Annotated in this window: 14 protein-coding genes and 1 riboswitch; of the genes, 5 read left to right on the top strand and 9 right to left on the bottom strand. The window is 36.2% G+C overall.

Features of this window, described 5'->3' with window-relative positions; translation table 11 throughout:
• Positions 1–196 precede the first annotated feature (196 nt).
• The 4 genes from LZ480_RS04685 to LZ480_RS04670 all read left to right on the top strand — a co-directional run bounded on the left by LZ480_RS04685 (position 197) and on the right by LZ480_RS04670 (position 5658).
• A complete protein-coding gene (locus LZ480_RS04685; protein WP_241368215.1) occupies positions 197–1825 on the top strand; it encodes a GGDEF domain-containing response regulator in 1629 nt (542 codons plus the stop codon).
• Positions 1826–1846: 21 nt separating this feature from the next.
• The gene (locus LZ480_RS04680) at positions 1847–2209 is read left to right on the top strand and encodes a response regulator transcription factor (protein ID WP_241368214.1); all 363 of its coding nucleotides are present in this window, start codon (positions 1847–1849) and stop codon (positions 2207–2209) included.
• Positions 2202–5018, top strand: coding sequence for an ATP-binding protein (locus tag LZ480_RS04675; RefSeq protein WP_241368213.1), 2817 nt, complete (start codon positions 2202–2204; stop codon positions 5016–5018). Before LZ480_RS04680 ends, LZ480_RS04675 begins: the two co-directional genes overlap by 8 nt.
• Before the next feature lie 349 nt (positions 5019–5367).
• The gene (locus LZ480_RS04670; protein WP_241368212.1) at positions 5368–5658 is read left to right on the top strand and encodes a hypothetical protein; all 291 of its coding nucleotides are present in this window, start codon (positions 5368–5370) and stop codon (positions 5656–5658) included.
• Positions 5659–5971: 313 nt separating this feature from the next.
• Here LZ480_RS04670 and glnA read toward each other — a convergent pair whose 3' ends face one another.
• The 3 genes from glnA to LZ480_RS04655 form a co-directional block, all read right to left on the bottom strand.
• Positions 5972–7330 carry a type I glutamate--ammonia ligase gene (gene glnA / locus LZ480_RS04665; RefSeq protein WP_241368211.1) on the bottom strand — a complete coding sequence of 453 codons (1359 nt, stop codon included), beginning with the start codon at positions 7328–7330 and terminating at the stop codon, positions 5972–5974.
• A 25-nt stretch (positions 7331–7355) separates the two neighbouring features.
• Entirely contained in the window at positions 7356–7754 is a 399-nt protein-coding gene (locus LZ480_RS04660; protein WP_241368210.1) for a MerR family transcriptional regulator, read from the bottom strand.
• A gap of 210 nt (positions 7755–7964) precedes the next feature.
• A complete protein-coding gene (locus LZ480_RS04655; RefSeq protein WP_241368209.1) occupies positions 7965–9209 on the bottom strand; it encodes an MFS transporter in 1245 nt (414 codons plus the stop codon).
• Between the two features lie 271 nt (positions 9210–9480).
• Here LZ480_RS04655 and LZ480_RS04650 point away from each other — a divergent pair, with 271 nt between their 5' ends.
• Complete coding sequence (locus LZ480_RS04650; RefSeq protein ID WP_241368208.1) at positions 9481–10338, top strand: YitT family protein; 858 nt, start codon at positions 9481–9483, stop codon at positions 10336–10338.
• A gap of 203 nt (positions 10339–10541) precedes the next feature.
• Here the strand turns inward: LZ480_RS04650 and brnQ are convergent, their stop codons facing one another.
• The 6 genes from brnQ to LZ480_RS04620 all read right to left on the bottom strand — a co-directional run bounded on the left by brnQ (position 10542) and on the right by LZ480_RS04620 (position 17808).
• Positions 10542–11879: a branched-chain amino acid transport system II carrier protein gene (gene brnQ, locus LZ480_RS04645; RefSeq protein ID WP_241368207.1), complete on the bottom strand. Its 1338-nt coding sequence runs from the start codon at positions 11877–11879 to the stop codon at positions 10542–10544.
• 223 nt (positions 11880–12102) lie between these two features.
• Positions 12103–12678: an ECF transporter S component gene (locus LZ480_RS04640; RefSeq protein WP_241368206.1), complete on the bottom strand. Its 576-nt coding sequence runs from the start codon at positions 12676–12678 to the stop codon at positions 12103–12105.
• Positions 12679–12920: 242 nt separating this feature from the next.
• Positions 12921–13096, bottom strand: a riboswitch (FMN riboswitch).
• Positions 13097–13405: 309 nt separating this feature from the next.
• A complete protein-coding gene (locus LZ480_RS04635; RefSeq protein WP_241368205.1) occupies positions 13406–14617 on the bottom strand; it encodes a hypothetical protein in 1212 nt (403 codons plus the stop codon).
• Positions 14614–15147, bottom strand: a complete 534-nt coding sequence (gene sigX / locus LZ480_RS04630) for an RNA polymerase sigma factor SigX (protein ID WP_241368204.1) — start codon at positions 15145–15147, stop codon at positions 14614–14616. The genes LZ480_RS04635 and sigX overlap by 4 nt, the downstream gene beginning before the upstream one ends.
• A 176-nt stretch (positions 15148–15323) precedes the next feature.
• Positions 15324–17099: an ATP-binding protein gene (locus LZ480_RS04625; RefSeq protein ID WP_241368203.1), complete on the bottom strand. Its 1776-nt coding sequence runs from the start codon at positions 17097–17099 to the stop codon at positions 15324–15326.
• Positions 17092–17808 carry a response regulator transcription factor gene (locus LZ480_RS04620; RefSeq protein ID WP_274309650.1) on the bottom strand — a complete coding sequence of 239 codons (717 nt, stop codon included), beginning with the start codon at positions 17806–17808 and terminating at the stop codon, positions 17092–17094. The genes LZ480_RS04625 and LZ480_RS04620 overlap by 8 nt, the downstream gene beginning before the upstream one ends.
• Positions 17809–17824: the final 16 nt, after the last annotated feature.

Genomic DNA, 17824 nt, shown 5'->3' with positions numbered 1-17824 from the left:
AGTTAGATAGCTATGCTACAAATATCAAATAAAAATCTAATTACCGTAACGTAGTATTATCCTCGTCAATTTTTTTGAGAGTTCTAATTTTTAATAGTTCCAAAAATTCGCCAGTAATATGGTTAATTTAATCTAGTTTTCTTGTTCATAAGGTTATACTATGTAATATAGAAAATAGTTAATGGAGAGAAAGTAAATGGATACTTTAAAATATCAGCAATTAATCTACAAACAAATGCTTGAAAAATTTAAAACTTGGTCTGAGCAAGAGTTTATTACCGAAAGAGAAATTTATAGTTTTCTTCACAATTTAAAAGGAACCGCTGGCACTATTGGGTTAGATGATTTCTCGCAAATTGCGAATGAAAAATTACATTTACTAGATGAAACAAGTAACAATAAGTGGATTAAAACCGAATGGAAGGCTTTTCTTTCCACACTCATTGAAGGCATTCATTTTTATCAAACAAATGCCAACCCATTGAATGAAGATACACAGCTCGCCATTCCAAACCATACGTTAAATCAGGAATTAATTTTAGTCATTGATGACGATATTATTTTTATTTCGTATATGAAAAGAGTTTTAGAAAAAAACGGTTATACCGTTATTATCGCTTATAATGAAAAGCGTGGTTTGGAGTTAATTTACGAACTAAAGCCTGCTATCGTATTTTTAGACATTATGCTACCAGATGGCAATGGGTTTTCTATTTTACAAACGCTGAAAAAGGTTAAAAAAGACAGAATGTTTGTAACGATTATTAGTGCAAATGACTGTAAGGCAAATCATGTAAAAGCATATGAATTAGGGGCATTAGATTTCATTCCAAAGCCAATTGATGAAAAAATTTTAATATCTTATGTTACGAACCGATTAGCATTTAAAAAAGAATTAGAGCACTCAATCATCATTGATGAATTAACACAAGTATATAATCGAAAATTTTTAGAATCACAATTTGAATATTTAATTCAACAATACAATCGCAATCAAACACCTTTTTCAGTTGTAATTTTAGATTTAGATTACTTTAAAAAAGTGAATGATACATACGGTCATTTAGTCGGCGATGAAGTTTTAAAAGGCTTCTCCGCATTGGTGATGGAATTAAAGCGAGAACAAGATATCTTCTGTCGCTATGGTGGCGAAGAGTTTGTAATGCTCTTGCCTCAAACTTCCGTACAAGATGCCTATTCCCTAATCGAAAAAATTCGTCAAGCAATGGTGAAAAAAGATTTCACGGCGAATGGAGTTAAATTCAATGTAACTTTTTCAGCAGGGTTAATTGAGGCCAATGCATGTCTTCTCCACCCTAAAAAAATGTTAGAAAAGGCCGATCAAGCACTGTATGAAGCGAAGCAATCTGGTAGAGATCGCTCGGTAATATTTGATAATATAGCCGACGTTGTAACAAAGAAAGTAAATATCAAAATTATTGTCATTGATGATGTATCCATTATTCGAAACATGGTCGCCAACTACTTTAAAAATTGGACGATGAACGAAAACTATGAAATTGAAGTGATGGAATTTAGTAATGGACTTAGTTTCCTTAATTCAAATTGGTATGAACCGAATTCAAAATACATTGTATTACTTGATGGACTGATGCCGAATATGGACGGCATTGAAGTGCTGAAGAAAATTAGGGAGGAGCACACGTCCAACGAAGTTATTGTTTCTATGTTAACAGGAAGAAAAGGTAATGAGCACGTCGTTGAAGCATTAAAAAATGGAGCGAACGACTATATTGTGAAGCCTTTTAATATTACAGATGTCTCAAATCGAATTCAAAATTTAATTAACCGAATGTTTATGTAAAAATTAGAAAGAGGTAACGATATGAAGAAAATACTAGTAGCAGATGATGAAGAGATTTTAAGAATGCTTATTTGTGATACGTTAGAAGATTTAGGATTTGAAATTGACGAAGCCGAGGACGGATTAGATGCGCTCAATAAAATCAATCAACAACCTTACGATCTCGTCATCTTAGATTATATGATGCCTAACTTGACAGGACTTGAAGTCATTGAACGCATTCCAGCACAGGTGAAAGAAAACACCCCAATTTTAATGCTTACTGCGAAAGCGCAAGAGTCAGATCGTCAAATTGCATTAGAAAAAGGGGCAAACTTTTTCGTTTCCAAACCATTTAGCCCGATTGAATTGTTGAGCTTAGTGGAGGAATTATTAGATGTCTAATTCTTTTCCATTGCTCGAAAAAAATATTCGCAATCAATTTATTAAAATGCTCGTAACTTTAGTAATCATTTTTTCAGTCATTATGATTATTTTTGTTCTTTATGTGAAATCAACAAATGATCAATTAAAAGAAGAAATTGAATCAGTTAGTGAAAAAGCACAAATTGTCGATGGCTTAGCCAAATCATATAACGGAATTATTTTTAGAGCTAGAGGGTATTATGCGTTTCAAAATCCCCAAGAACTAGAATTAATGAACGAAAATATCGCGGCGTTTGAAAGCTATTTAAATCAATTTTCAATGCTTCACTTAACTGATGAGGAAAAAAAGTTATATGGAGAATTAGTAAAATTTAATGAAAATTATCAAGCCGTTATCCTTCCGAATGCATTAAGCTACGTAGATGACAATGACTATGAATCATTACGAAAATTATCAAATGACGGTGCTAATGATCTCATTAATCAATTTATTTCTTATACGAATACATATGATAAGAACACAAAAGTAAATTTAAACAACCTGTATTCAACAGCAGTAAAGAAAGCACAGCAATTTACACTAATCTCGATTTTATTAGGCATACTCATTGTATTATTTGTCGCTATTATTATGCGCAGAGTACTCTTCAATTTAATTCAGCCAATTGAACAGTTAACAGATGCCACAAATGAATTGGCTTCTGGGCGATTTATTGATCTTGGGGATCTTGTAAAAAAAGAGGACGAGCTCGGAATATTAGCAAATTCTTTTTATAAAATGACCCTCTCGATTCAAGAAAAAGAAGAGGTTCTCACTACTCAAAATGAAGAGCTAGTCGCACAGCAAGATGAACTGCAAGGAAATCAAGAGCAATTACAGCGTTCACTTGATCAATTGCAAAAATATAACGAATTAAATCATGTTCTAACATTCACGCTAGATAAAGAGCAGTTATTAAAAAACTTGCATAACTACTTAACAGATATTTATAGCTTTGATACAAGTATTTTGTATTTTATCGATAGCCATATTTATGTTTCAAAAGGATTATCAGAGCAAACAGCCGAACAGCTTGTTAGCAATTTTAATATCGATAAGCAAGTCCGATTACAAGAAGAAAAATCCTTTATCATCACACGTGAAATTCCAGTAAATGCTCAAGAAATCGCACAAAGCCACTATTGTTGCTATGACCTTTACTCATCTATTTTTAATTCAGAGGGGCAACTTGTCGCTGTCTTAATGGCAACACGTGAAGGCTATCCATTTACGAAGCAAGAACTAGTAGAATTAAATGGCTTAATGAATCGCGTGTCCATTGCTTTTGAACGTATCCATATGTATGAAGAAGTTGAACGTTCAAGACAGCTTAACCAAAATATTATTGATACGGTAAACGAAGGGATTCAACTCGTTTCAGTTGCAGGTGAAGTCGTATTAAATAATAAGGCACTGTCTACAATTATCGATTCGCACAACGATGAAAATGATTCCCAGCATGTGTCATTGAAGCATCTCCAAGAAATTTGTGATCAGCCTGATGAATTAGCACAGTTTTTCACTGAGTCCATTGTCGAGGATTTTACTGATACACGAACTTTCCGTTATTCGATTTCTCAAAACACACAGCTATTTATTGAGGTCTACGCAACGTGCGTTTATAAAGATGACGAAAAAATGGGCACAATGTTCGTTCATCGTGATATTACAAAAGAATACGAAATCGATCAAATGAAATCTGAGTTAGTAAGCACTGTCAGCCATGAGTTGCGTACGCCATTATCTAGTGTTCTTGGGTTTACAGAGCTTTTATTAGCAAAAGAAGTAAAACCAGAGCGACAAAAAAAATATATTGAAACAATTCATAAAGAAGCCGTTCGCCTAACTAATTTAATTAACGATTTCTTAGATTTACAAAGAATGGAATCCGGTAAGCAACAATATACGATGCAGCAACTGTCGGTAGATGAATTGGCGATAGACATCGTTAACCGTTTCCGTCACGAGCAAAAGCATCACGTCCATTTAATTGACAAGGCAAAATACGTCAACATTCTTGGCGATCAAGAAAGACTTGTACAATTATTTATTAACTTGATAGGTAATGCTATTAAATTCTCTCCTGCTGGTGGAGATGTAACAATTACGCTTGAAAATATCAATCATATGCTACAAATTAGCATTAAAGATCAAGGAATAGGGATTCCTAAACTCGAAATTCCAAAACTGTTCCAAAAATTTAAACGTATTGACAATACGTCCAGACGAAAAATTGGTGGAACCGGGTTAGGACTATCTATTAGTAGAGAAATTATAAAAAAACATGGCGGGGACATTTGGTTAGAATCAGAAGAAGGTAATGGTACTACCGTAATCTTTAACTTACCGCTCAATCAAAAAAACACGTTAAATACTAGCTTTGAAGAAAATGACTTTGATATTCAAACCGGTTTAAATGTTATGATAATCGAAGACGATTTAAGTTTAGCCTTACTTTTATCAGAAGAATTAAAAAGTAAAGGATTCACGGTTATTTACCACGATAATCCTAAAAGAGCCTTTGAAGAAGCCCTTCAAACACCACTTGTCGCAATCATCATTGACTTAATGCTTGGAGATGATATTAATGGTTGGGACTTAATCGCTCAACTAAAAGAACGAGACGAAACAAAAAATATCCCGATCCTTGTTTCATCTGCATTAGATGAAACTAGAGAATATGTTGATAAGTATAAAGTAGATAAATACTTTACAAAACCATATCCTCCTGAAGAACTTTCTAAAACGCTTGTAACCATATTGAGTCAAAGCAATGAAATAAGTTAAAAAAAATCGTTGGAGCAGGCGCTCCAACGATTTTTTATTAAGTCATCTTCATATTTTGGTCACGTTCCCATTGTGTAACAGTTGTGAAGATTCTGTATCAATATATGTGATGCGCCTTTAACAGTTGATGTAAAAACCGAAATCCATTTGCTATTCCAGAAGGATTTCGTTCGCTTTCGTGTTAAAGAAATATTAAATTTTGACACATTGTACAGTAAAAGTATTTAAAGGAATTTTACTTTATTTAAGGTACATTTTGGTTATGTTACGACTGAATTTCATTTAAAACGTATAAAAGCATTGATATTAGTTGAAAATATAACAAAAGTACTTTGTAATGAGGTGTACTATGGAATTATTCCCAACAATACATACAAATTTTTGGGATGCCGTAATAGCTATCCCAGTTGTAATGATTCTTACTCAAATGTTAAAAAAGATACTCCATATTAAGCCTGTATGGATTCCGACAATAGCTTTAATTATCGGTTTACTTATCTCTATTTTCATTAGCCATAGAGGTAATTTACTTGCTGGCTTATTTATGGGCTGGTTTTATGGATATGCCGCTATTGGAAGTTACGCATCTTTAAAAACCACTTATATTGCTTACAAACAAAGAAAAGCTAAAAAGACTTAGATGTTTTCTCCTTACGATATTACACAATTTGCTTCAATTCACTAGCGAAAAAACAATCTCCGTTTCTTTGACTACTGACTAGAGGATGTATTATGTGATGAGAACCTTTTCAAACGGCTGAAATTAAATTTTTTCGATTAATACAACTGAACGATTAGATCAATTAATATCAACCATATCTGTATTTTTGTCAGAGACCCTGGCATTACTCTGCTACTACTACCATTAATACGTATACTCATATTCCGCATAAACATGCGGAAATGAAATAAGTTAAAAAAAGCGTTGGAGCCAGTAGCTCCAACGCTTTTTATTAGTACATCTTCATATATTGGTCGCGTTCCCACTGTGTAACGGTTGTGCGAAACATATCGAATTCTACTTCTTTCGCTTCCTTAAAGTTTGCATAGATGTGGTCACCTAAAGCATCAATGATTATTTGGTCTTTTGCTAATGTTGCTAACGCTGCGTCTAAAGAGCCTGGTAAGCTATCAATCCCATTTATTGCACGTTCTTCTGCGTTCATCACGTAGATGTTGCGGTCAACTGGTGCTGGTGGTTCGATTTCGTTTTTCACGCCATCTAAGCCCGCTGCTAAAATTACAGCCATTGCTAAGTACGGGTTTGCAGATGGGTCAACTGAACGTAATTCAATACGAGTTGATAATCCTCGTGAAGCTGGAATACGAATTAATGGTGAACGATTTTGCGCAGACCATGCCACGTAGCAAGGTGCTTCATATCCTGGTACTAAACGCTTGTAAGAATTTACTGTTGGGTTTGTTACCGCAGTGAAACCTTGTACGTGATTCAATACGCCCGCCATGAAATGTCTCGCTGTTTTTGATAATTGTAAATCCGCACCTTCATCCCAGAATGCGTTTTTGTCACCTTGGAATAAAGATAAGTTGAAGTGCATTCCTGAACCGTTTACACCGAATAATGGTTTTGGCATGAATGTCGCATGTAGTCCGTGTTTACGTGCAATTGTTTTTACAACTAATTTAAATGTTTGGATGTTATCACATGCTTCTATCGCGTTTGCATATTTGAAATCAATTTCGTGCTGACCAGGAGCTACCTCGTGGTGAGATGCCTCGATTTCAAAGCCCATTTCTTCAAGCTCTAATACGATATCACGACGGCAGTTTTCACCTAAGTCTGTTGGCGCTAAATCGAAGTATCCACCGTCATCATTTAACTCTAAAGTTGGTTCCCCTTTTTCATCTAATTTGAATAAGAAGAATTCCGGCTCTGGTCCTAAGTTGAAGCCTGTGAAACCTAGGGCCTCCATTTCTTTTAACATACGTTTTAAGTTCGAACGAGGGTCTCCTTCAAATGGTGTACCATCTGGACGAGCGATATCACAAATCAAGCGTGCTACTTTACCTTTTTCAGCTGTCCACGGGAAAATCATGAAAGTATCTAAGTCTGGGCGTAAGTACATGTCAGATTCTTCGATACGTACGAAGCCCTCAATTGATGAACCATCAAACATCATTTTATTATCTAATGCTTTTTCTAATTGGCTTACTGGAATTTCAACGTTTTTGATTGTACCTAATATATCTGTGAATTGAAGACGAATAAACTTAACATTTTTGTCCACAACGATTTTTTTGATATCCTCTTTAGTTAACTTTCTTGTTCCATTTACCACTGGATTTGTCATACTTCAACACTCTCCTTTTTAATGGTTACTGCTCATTTTTATATTGAAAGAAACGCGATAAGTCACCTTGTCGTAGCGAAGTTTTTTTTGACGCCTGCGCCTGTTGCATTTCTTCACGTAATATGGACCGTAATTCTGCATCTGACATTAGTACCGTGTCAGTACTTCTAACATAATTATTATTTCGCATCGCAAACACCTTTTTAATGCCTGCCATATTAATGCCTTGTTCTAGTAATTCTCTAATTTCTAGTAACGCATCGATATCATCTAAGGAAAACATCCTCCTGTTCCCTTCTGATCTGGCAGGGACGATTAGCTCGTGTTCTTCGTAGTAGCGAATTTGTCTAGCCGTTAATTCTGTTAATTGCATAACCATGCTTATTGGCAATAACGGCATTGCTCTTCGAAACTCCCGACTCATCAGCTCGCCTCCCTTTCTTGTTTCTAACTTTACACCAACGTTAGATACATTGTCAATTCTATGTCATAAAAACTAACATATGTTTTTTAGATGGATTTCATCTAACTTTTCGAATGTTTTTCGGAAGTATCCAGTCTTTTTATGTAAGGTTTCTATACAAAAAAGCCATTTACTACATAAATTCATGTAGTAAATGGCTTTCCCTATTTTTTATTCCGTTTTAATCGACGGTTTCCCCGCTTCAATTAACGCCTTGCTTAATTTAATACAAACCGTAACAACGAACATTGCCACACCTGTCCAAATTAGTAGTTGCTCAACAGAAACAACATCCGCTAATGGCCCAAATACTAACATTCCCAACGGCATCATTGACGTTGAAATCATTCCAAACACACCAAATACACGACCTAAATAATCTGGATCAACTTTTTCCTGTATAATCGTCATCGTTGGTGTGTTGAAAATCGGCATTGATAAACCGAATATACCCATTGCAACTAAGTACAACGTAAAGATCGGTAACACACCCAACAAAATCGTACATATACTCATGACAATTCCAGCAAACATCATTGTATACACACGATTATTAAATCCTCCCCATGTCGCAATAACCGCTCCACCAATCATCATTCCGACCGAAAAGGCAATTTCAATAGCCGTTAAACGCCAAATATCGTCGCCAAACGTTCGTGTCACCTGTAGCGGGGTTAAAAACGCTGCGGGGGCCATCATGACAAATAGCAGCGCAAAAAAAACGAAGAAGCTTTTTAAAAATGGATGCTTATGAATATAGTCAATCCCTAACTTAAAGTCTTGTAAGTAACCCACTTGCTCATTACTCGCCGCCTTTTTATGCAAAGGAATTTTCAATAATGTTACTAACACAATAATCGCAATTGCAGCCGTAATTACGTCAACAAAGAATATCACTTCCATTGTAGTCAGAGATAACAACGCAGCACTAACCATCGGCGAAACAAACATGATAATCGCTTGAATCGAACCGTTGATACCATTAATGCGCATCAAATGTTCTTCCGGTACAATTTGCGGCAAAATCGCACCTACAGCAGGTGTTTGAATACCTGTGCCAAGCGCCCGTATCGCTGCCATGACGAATAATAACCAGATCGATTGATATCCCATTAAAAATAACATCGCTAAAATAAGTGTCGATACCGCAATCATACCATCCGCATAAACAATCAACTTTTTACGATTAAAGCGGTCCGCCCATACTCCCGCTACAGGTGAAAGTATAAATGTCGGGATAAAACCACAAATAATATAAATCGTCATCATCATACCGGATTGTGTCGACAGCGTGATATACCACATCATCGCATATTGCACAAGCGAAGAACCAAACAGCGAAATCGTTTGGCTACTTAAAAATAATGTAATATCACGTTTCCAAGTTGCATTTTGCAACGTTTTCTCTTCAGTCACTCTGGACACCTCTTTTCACTTTAAATTATTTCCTTTTTAGTTTATCGAAGGAATATCATATAAGATAATATTAAAAATGTACAGTTCTTTAATCGAAATAAGAAAATCATAGATCATCCAAATCATTTATTTCAAAATGCATCTAATCACTAAGAATAATTTACAAGTTTTCTATTTTTTAATCGAGAATTCACATTATTCAGCGCGACAAAAAGCATTCAAGTCACTATTCATGTATAATTATTAGCAGTAGTTTATTAGGAGGAGATTTATGGCTAAGAAAAATATTACAAAATCAATCGCACAAAAGCTATTCATTATTATCGGAGGGTTAATAGCCGCTTACGGTTTAGAGGCGGTATTAATTCCAAATAATGTATCCGATGGAGGAGTTACAGGAATTAGTATCGTAATATCACAACTAACCCCCGTATCACTAGGGATACTAATTGCTGTACTTAACATTCCATTCATTTACCTAGGCTATAAGCAAATCGGAAAAAGCTTTGCAATTAATTCTGTCATCGGGATCGCTTCATTATCAGCGGGTACAATGTTAATGCATCACGTGCCTACAATCATCACTGGCGATGCATTACTTATTACAGTTGTCGGGGGTATCATTTTAGGCTTAGGAATGGGTCTTGCACTTCGTAATGGTGGTGCTTTAGATGGGCTTGATATGTTAGCCGTATTACTTTCTCGTAAGTTACCATTTGGAACAAGTGATTTAATTCTATTTTTAAACTTCTTCGTTTTCATAATCGTCTCTACAGTATTTGGATTTACAGGGGCGTTACTTTCAGCAATCGCCTACTTTATCGCTTCTAAAGTCATCCACATTGTTGAAGAAGGATTAAGTGGATCGAAAACTTTCAAAATCATTACAAGCGAGCCAAACAATATGGTCGAAACAATTCGTGACCGTTTAGGCCGTAGTGCAACTTTTGCAACCGTACAAGGTGCGTATTCAAACCAAGAATTCAAAGAAATTACATGTGTTATTAACCGTATGGAAGAAAGCAAAATGAAGACAATTATCCGTGAAATCGACCCAAATGCTTTCGTAACGGTTTACGAAGTTGTTGAAGTTAAAGGTGGTAACTTCCAAAAACGCGACGTACATTAACAATTTTAGCCACCCGAATTATTTCGGGTGGCTTTTTAATACAGAAAAGGGGTGTCCGAGAAGTGATTCTGGGACACCCCTTTGCGCCGAGGATGGTGGAAATCTTATTTCGACCACCACAGAAGCACCGCCTGCAGCGGATAATTAATACACGAACGAAGCACTTCGCGAAAAGTATTTACTTTTCGCGCAGCCCCTTCATTTTATTTTTTTATAAGTGAAATAATATAGCCGATAACCGCGCCCATAACAGCAGGTACAATCCACCCTAAACCAATTGAATATAGCGGTAACATATCCGCATAGACACTCGCTAATTTCGTTAAAAAGCTAACTTCAAATGTAGGCACACTCACCACTAATGCATTATAACCATCAATTATACTAATAAAGAAGGTAAATAACATCGCAACCGCAAATATCGGCTGTTTATAGTGAAATAATGGCCCTGCTAACGCTAAAATAATCAACACAATCGCTAATGGATATAAGAACAATAATACCGGAATTGCATATGTAATAATGTTTGTTAATCCAAAGTTCGCAATTGTAAATGACACCACACATAGTACAATTACAAATACTTTATAGCTAATTTTCGGGAACACCTCATGGAAAAACTCACTACAAGATGTAATTAGCCCGATGCTCGTCTTTAAACATGCTAGCACAATAATAACCGCTAATAAAATCGCCCCATAAGAACCAAAATAATGATCCGCTACTGCAGCGAAAATTTGTCCGCCATTATCAAACGTACCAATCAATGTCACACTAGATGCACCCATATAAGCAATTAGCCCATAAATAAGCATCATTAATGCCATCGCAAAAATTCCTGACTTCCACGTTGCTTTTGCAATTTCTTTTTTATCTGTAATACCAGTCCGTTTAATCGCATTGATAACAATAATCCCAAATGCCAGTGACGCAAGGGCATCCATAGTATTGTAACCCTCTTTAAAGCCCGTCATAAACGCTTCGTTTATATAGCTACCCGTAGGCTCAACAAAACTACCCATAGGTGAAAATAAACTGATACCAATTAAAATAAATAGGAAAATTAAAAATGCTGGCGTTAAATATTTTCCGATAATGTCCATAATTTTCGCCGGATTTAGCGAAAAATAAAACACAATAGCAAAGAACACAAAACTAAATACTGCTAGCCAAATTTTCGTTTGTGCCGGATCAATAAACGGCTCAAACCCTACTACAAACGGTACAGTTGCAGTACGCGGAATCGCAAAGAACGGCCCAATTGTTAAATATAACGCCAAGGCAAAGACTAGCCCAAAAATCGGATGAACCTTACTCCCTAAATCACGTAGCCCACTACTACCCGATAAACCAATCGCCAATATTCCTAAAAACGGTAACCCTATCGCCGTTACTAAAAAGCCTGTTAGCGCAAACCAATAGTTTGTCCCAGCTAACTGCCCCATTTGGATTGGGAAAATTAAATTACCCGCCCCAAAAAACATACCGAACAGCATCGTTCCGATCACTGCGTATGTTGAAAATGGTATTTTTTTCTCCATTTCATTCGCTCCCATGATGTTTTCTACGTTGTCTAATAAACGAAATATATTGATTTTTAAAACAATAGTCATTATGATAACAGGCTATTACGTTGAATACAATAGCGAATAGTTATTCTTAACCGCGTATACTATAATATTATCCCCCTTTTATGTAATAAAAAATACAAAAAGCTATAGAATACAGCAAAACACTGCATCTCTATAGCTTGCCATAAATTATTTAAAGTGAATATTGTTTACGTTGATTTTCAATCCACACACGCATTGTACGATAGAGCATCGTTACCACAACTAACATCATCACACCTTTGACAATGTTAAACGGTAAAATCCCTAAGACAACAGTTTCATACATATTATATTCAAAGCCTAGTAAATACGTGTAAAGTGGTAAAAATGCTACATAGTTTAATACCGCCATACCTAGTGACATTACTACTGTCGAAACAACTAGACCTGACATTAACCCTTTTACTGAAGGGAATTTTTTATAAATGAAGTACGCTGGTAAAATGAATAATACACCTGTCGCAAAGTTCGCCATATGACCTACAGGTATACCCTCTGGCGCTCCTGTATAAATCCAATCTAGTACGTTTTTTACAAGCTCGACCATAATACCGGCAACCGGCCCCATTGTAATAGCCGCAATTAATGCTGGCACATCACTGAAATCGATTTGTAAAAACACCGGGAACCATGGCAGCGGGAAATTTAATAACATCAATACGAATGATACCCCACTAAGCATCGCAATCGTTACGAACGAGCGTAATTTTAAACTTCTTTTTTGCATTTGCAATCTCTCCTCTTTGCTGATTCAGTCTCGCAAGAAGAAAGGACGATTCTCTTCATTCCATGAAAAAACCCTTATGCACAAACAAGCATAAGGGAGAAATAGGCACACTTAAATAAAGGGTCTATTCGCATTGTTGTAGTATGAGACCGATTTCGTCTATGCAAAAAGTATCCCACTATTTGCATAAGGAAAAATTGGCACTACGAACAAGCGACATTTTCATAAAATGACGACCGTACCTTCATCTTCTCCCATCCAGACTATACTGTCGGCTTTGGAATCTCACCAAATCCTGCACACAAATTGTGGCTCGCGGGCTGAAAAAGCTTTGACGCAACGTTCTCCAATTAAATGGTCAGAAGTTGACACTTTTATTACCGCCGGTCGGGAATTACACCCTGCCCCGAAGATGAATCAATATGAAATTTGTTCGTAAAGTACGAATAACTTTACTACAATTACTATTATAAAATAAAAAACGGAATTGTAAAGACCTTTGCTTACAATTCCGAGTAAAGTTATTTGATTAGATACATTACGACCCGGCGGAATTACATCCAGATTATTTTCAAGCACGCTTGAAAAATTCCTCTAAAAAATCTTTGACATCCGTCAAGGGCATTAGGTCAACACGAAGTTGATTACGAAGGCGTTGGCACAGGACGTGACGCTTTTAGCCTTCGTTCCACAATTCAGCCGGGGATTGAACCCCTGCTGAATCAAGTTAAAAGTTGTATAAAACGATATTCGCTGCTATTGGCTTCTCTAAAGGCTTTGTGAAGTCAAAACCACTCCAATTATCTTGAACAATATGTTCAAATTTAATTTGTTTATCGAAACTTGCTGCCGTTAATAGCATTCCTTCTATCATACGCATCGCTGCTGTTGGCTCAAATTGTTCTAAATCGAGCGGCTGATCGAATGTAATCGTTACAATATTATCTTTTACTTCTGTATTAAATGCCACATCAGGTAAAATGGCTGATTGATATAGATCATTGGATTCAACTCCCATATTGTTTAATGCTTCTTCAACTGTTGAAAAGCTCGTATGGAAATTTGGGCTTAAATAATATGAGCCATCTTGTTTTTGATAGACAAAATAATTGTATTGTCTTTGTTCACCTTGTAATTGAATTAGCTCTGTCAAATTACCCAAATGATTGAATAATAAAGGTTCACCATGTTCATTTTCAAACTGTACTTCCTTATAAGCATCTCCAAACGTATTGATTAATGCTCCGGTATAATTTGAAATGTTTGCTGAACTTGCATCATAATTATGTCCATCTGGTAATGTATGAATTATTCCGTCCTCTTGTTCACGAAATGTTCCTATAAATGGGTGATACTCACTAAAGCCTAAAGCTGTTTCATCTATTTTCGATGCAAATGTTTCATATAATTGCAAATTCGTTGGATGATCTGTGCCTACTTTATTTAAAACGATCTCATTTGGGATTAAAAAACTTACTGGAATACTTTCTGTACCATCTGATAAGCCCATTTCAAATAATGTAACACCTTCTAATTGCGATTCGTATACAAGTGTTTGTTGTGTCGTCGCATTTACAAAAGCACGCGTCGTCATCAATGAAGATTCCTCGGATTGGTCAGCCATTTTTGCTTCCATAGCGTCACTAGTTGATTTCATTTCTGCTTCATCACGCGCACTGTTTTCCATCGAAATCGAGTTGTTCCCTATAAATTGTGAACCAATTAATACTAAAATAAATAATGACGCAATCGAGGCGATTAATGGTGTCCAGCGAATTCTTTTTTGTGCTACTTTTTGTAATTGAGGCGGTTTTTCATCAAATGCGCCTTCATCGATTAAACGCTGTAGTACTTCATCTTTCGTTCGATGATCATTTACTTTCGGCGCTTGTTTGAAAAGGTTTTCTAAATTCTCATCATCCCATTGCTCCTTGTTCATAATGAATCGCCCCCCTTTCCATTTTGCTGCTCCAATATTAAACGTAAATTTTTTAATGCCCGGTGCTGCGTTGTTTTTACTTTCCCTTGAGTCCACCCTAAAATTTCGGCAGTCTCCTGAATCGACAATTCTTGCATAAAGCGCATAATAATGACCATTTTTTGATCGCCTGTACATTGCTCTAGCGCTTCTAGTAATTGCCTCAGCTGATCACTTAACTCTACAAACTGTTCTGGTGATGGGCTATGTGATACGAGCTGCTCTGTCTCCCAATCAAATGCGGTAAATGCATGTTTATCCCGAACCTGCTTTTTTCGGAAGTAATCAATTGCAACATTTTTCGCAATGGAAAATAGCCAGGTTTTTTCGCTGCTTTTCCCTTCAAAGCGGTCATAGGCATTCAATACTCTTATATAAACTTCATGAGAAAGATCTTCAGCAGCTGTGCGGTTTTTCACAATATAAAACAAAAAATTAAAAACATCGTGATGATACATATCGTATAACCGATGGAAAATGGATTGTTGCACCCATCCCACCTCCATTTCAATAATTTGTCGTCTCAATTCAAAAAAAGTTACATGTTGTATCAAGTTTATCGTAATTTTATTAAGTTTTATAGATTTGGTACTATAAAAAATTAAATTCACCATTCAGTTGTAAATGGTGAATTTAAAGAGTAGCAATTGTTAGACTACAATCCTATTTATTTAAGCGGCAAATGGAATGTAAATGTAGTGCCTTGTTGTTCTATACTTGTTACGGTGATTTTGCCTTTGTGTGCTTCTACGATATTTTTTGTAATTGCTAATCCAAGACCTGTCCCACCTTTTGAACGGGTGCGGGCTTTATCGGCTTTGTAGAAACGTTCAAACACGTATGGTAAATCGTCTTGAGGAATCCCTTGCCCTGTATCGCTTACTTCTATTTTTGCATATCCTTTGTCTTCTGTAATTGACACAGTAACGATTCCATTTTGTGACGTATGGCGAATCGCGTTGTCGATTAAATTTGTTAACACTTGTTCAATGCGGTCTTCATCAATCGGAATAATCGTTTCTTGTGAAATCATCGTTTCAAACTTCAATTGCACCTGATGTTCTTTTGCACGCTGATCGAATTTATGTGTCATTCGATCAATAACTGATACTAGCGGTACATCATCTTTATAGAGCGTCATATGACCCGCTTCCATGCGAGCTAAATCCAATAGATCCGTTACTAAGCGGCTCATACGCTGAGATTCATCATGAATAACACGAATCATGTCATTACGTTCTTCCTCAGATTCCACAACTCCGTCTAAAATCGCTTCAGAGTAGCCCTGTAGCATTGCGATTGGCGTGCGTAATTCATGTGAAACATTGGCAATAAAGTCTGATTTTAACTTTTCAAGCTTCGTTTCTTCTGTTTTATCGCGAATGACAGCAACAGCGCCACGAATTGACTCGCCACTGTAGAGCGGGGAAATCGATATACTGTAATATGATTTGCCAATTTCTAGCTCTTCTTCAAGTTGATCTTCAAAACTTAACACATGATCTAGCATATGATAAAACTCAACAGGAATCGGTTTCGAGCTATCTAAACCTCTTGTCACAAACCATTTTTGTAGCATGCGTTCAGCAGGTGGATTACTTACTAAAATCGTCTTATCACGGTTAAACGTAATAACGGCATCTGACATCGACGTTAAAACGCTAGACAACTGTTCTTTTTCCTGATTAATAACTTCTAAATGGTGCTTTAATTGGCGTCCCATTTGGTTAAATGCAACAGCCAGCTGACCAATTTCGTCATTTTGCTTCGTATCTAATTTCGAATCAAAACGCCCTTTCGCTAATTCAAAGGCATGTTCACGCATTTTCCGAAGCGGTAATGTAATTTTAGAAGATAAGAAAAAGGCAAAAATCGTAGTTAATACAAAAGCAATGGCTGCTGCGATAAAGACAATTTTTGTCGTTTCCTTACTCGTTTGGTGCAATGCCTCTGGATTTTTATACATAAAGACAGCGCCATGCGTTTCCGCTTCGCTCTTTAATGGGAATCCAAGCACAATGTAATTGCTATTTTTATTTTCTTTGGTGTTCGATGGCAGTGTTAGTTCTTTAACAATCGGCTCGTCGGTAGCATATACCTTTTCAAATACCTTACTTGAAATAATTTTTTCTTGAATTTCCTCTTTATTAACGCCCTCTTGTACAGAATAAAGCACTTCATCCGAATTTTTTGCAATCAGTACATTCGTTGTTTCGGTTAATAATTCGGAAATAATGGCAAATTGTTTATCGTCTAATTCATCATGATCAACAATGCTCACAATCGCTGCCGCCGTTTGACGCAATGACATTTCGGATTGTTCATTATTATATTTCTCTAATAGCTCTAACATAAATAACGTGAAAATGAACAGGACAAACGAAACGAGAAGCAAAATGGTTCCCCATAGCTTCCCGACGATACTTGTTGCTATTCTAATCATTTACGACCTCAAACTTGTAGCCAACTCCCCAAACCGTTACGATCATTTTCGCCGCATTTTCAGAAACACGATTTAACTTTTCACGTAAACGTTTTACATGTGTATCTACCGTACGTAAGTCACCAAAGAAGTCATAATGCCATACTTCTTTTAATAATTGCTCACGGTCAAATACTTTGTCAGGAGATTTTGCTAAGAAGTAAAGCAACTCATACTCTTTTGGTGTTAAGTTTACTTCTGTACCGTCAGCTGTTACACGGTGCGCATCATGGTCGATTGTTAAATGTGGAAACACAACTAAATCTTTTGATGACGATGAATTATTTACCGGTGAGAACACTGCTGAGCGACGTAAAATTGCTTTCAAACGCAGTACAACCTCCCGGGGACTAAATGGCTTTACAATATAATCATCCGCTCCAAGTTCGAACCCTTGTACACGGTTTGCTTCTTCACCTTTTGCTGTAAGTAAAATAATTGGCGTCGTTTTCTTTTCACGTAACTCTGCGCATACTTCTAGCCCATCTTTTTCAGGCATCATAATATCTAATAGTATACAGTGATAATCTTTTTCCATAGCCATTTCAAGAGCTTGTTCTCCATTTTCGGCCTCTTCTACTAAATATCCTTCACGCTCTAAATACATTTTTAATAAGCGACGAATACGATCTTCATCATCAACGATTAATACAGATATATTTTCAGACACTGGTGTTACCCCTTTC

The sequence above is a fragment of the Solibacillus palustris genome, from assembly GCF_022549215.1.
GTDB lineage: Bacteria > Bacillota > Bacilli > Bacillales_A > Planococcaceae > Solibacillus > Solibacillus daqui.
The sequence above is the reverse complement of the archived record's forward strand: the minus strand, read 5'-3'. Positions and strand labels throughout refer to the sequence as shown.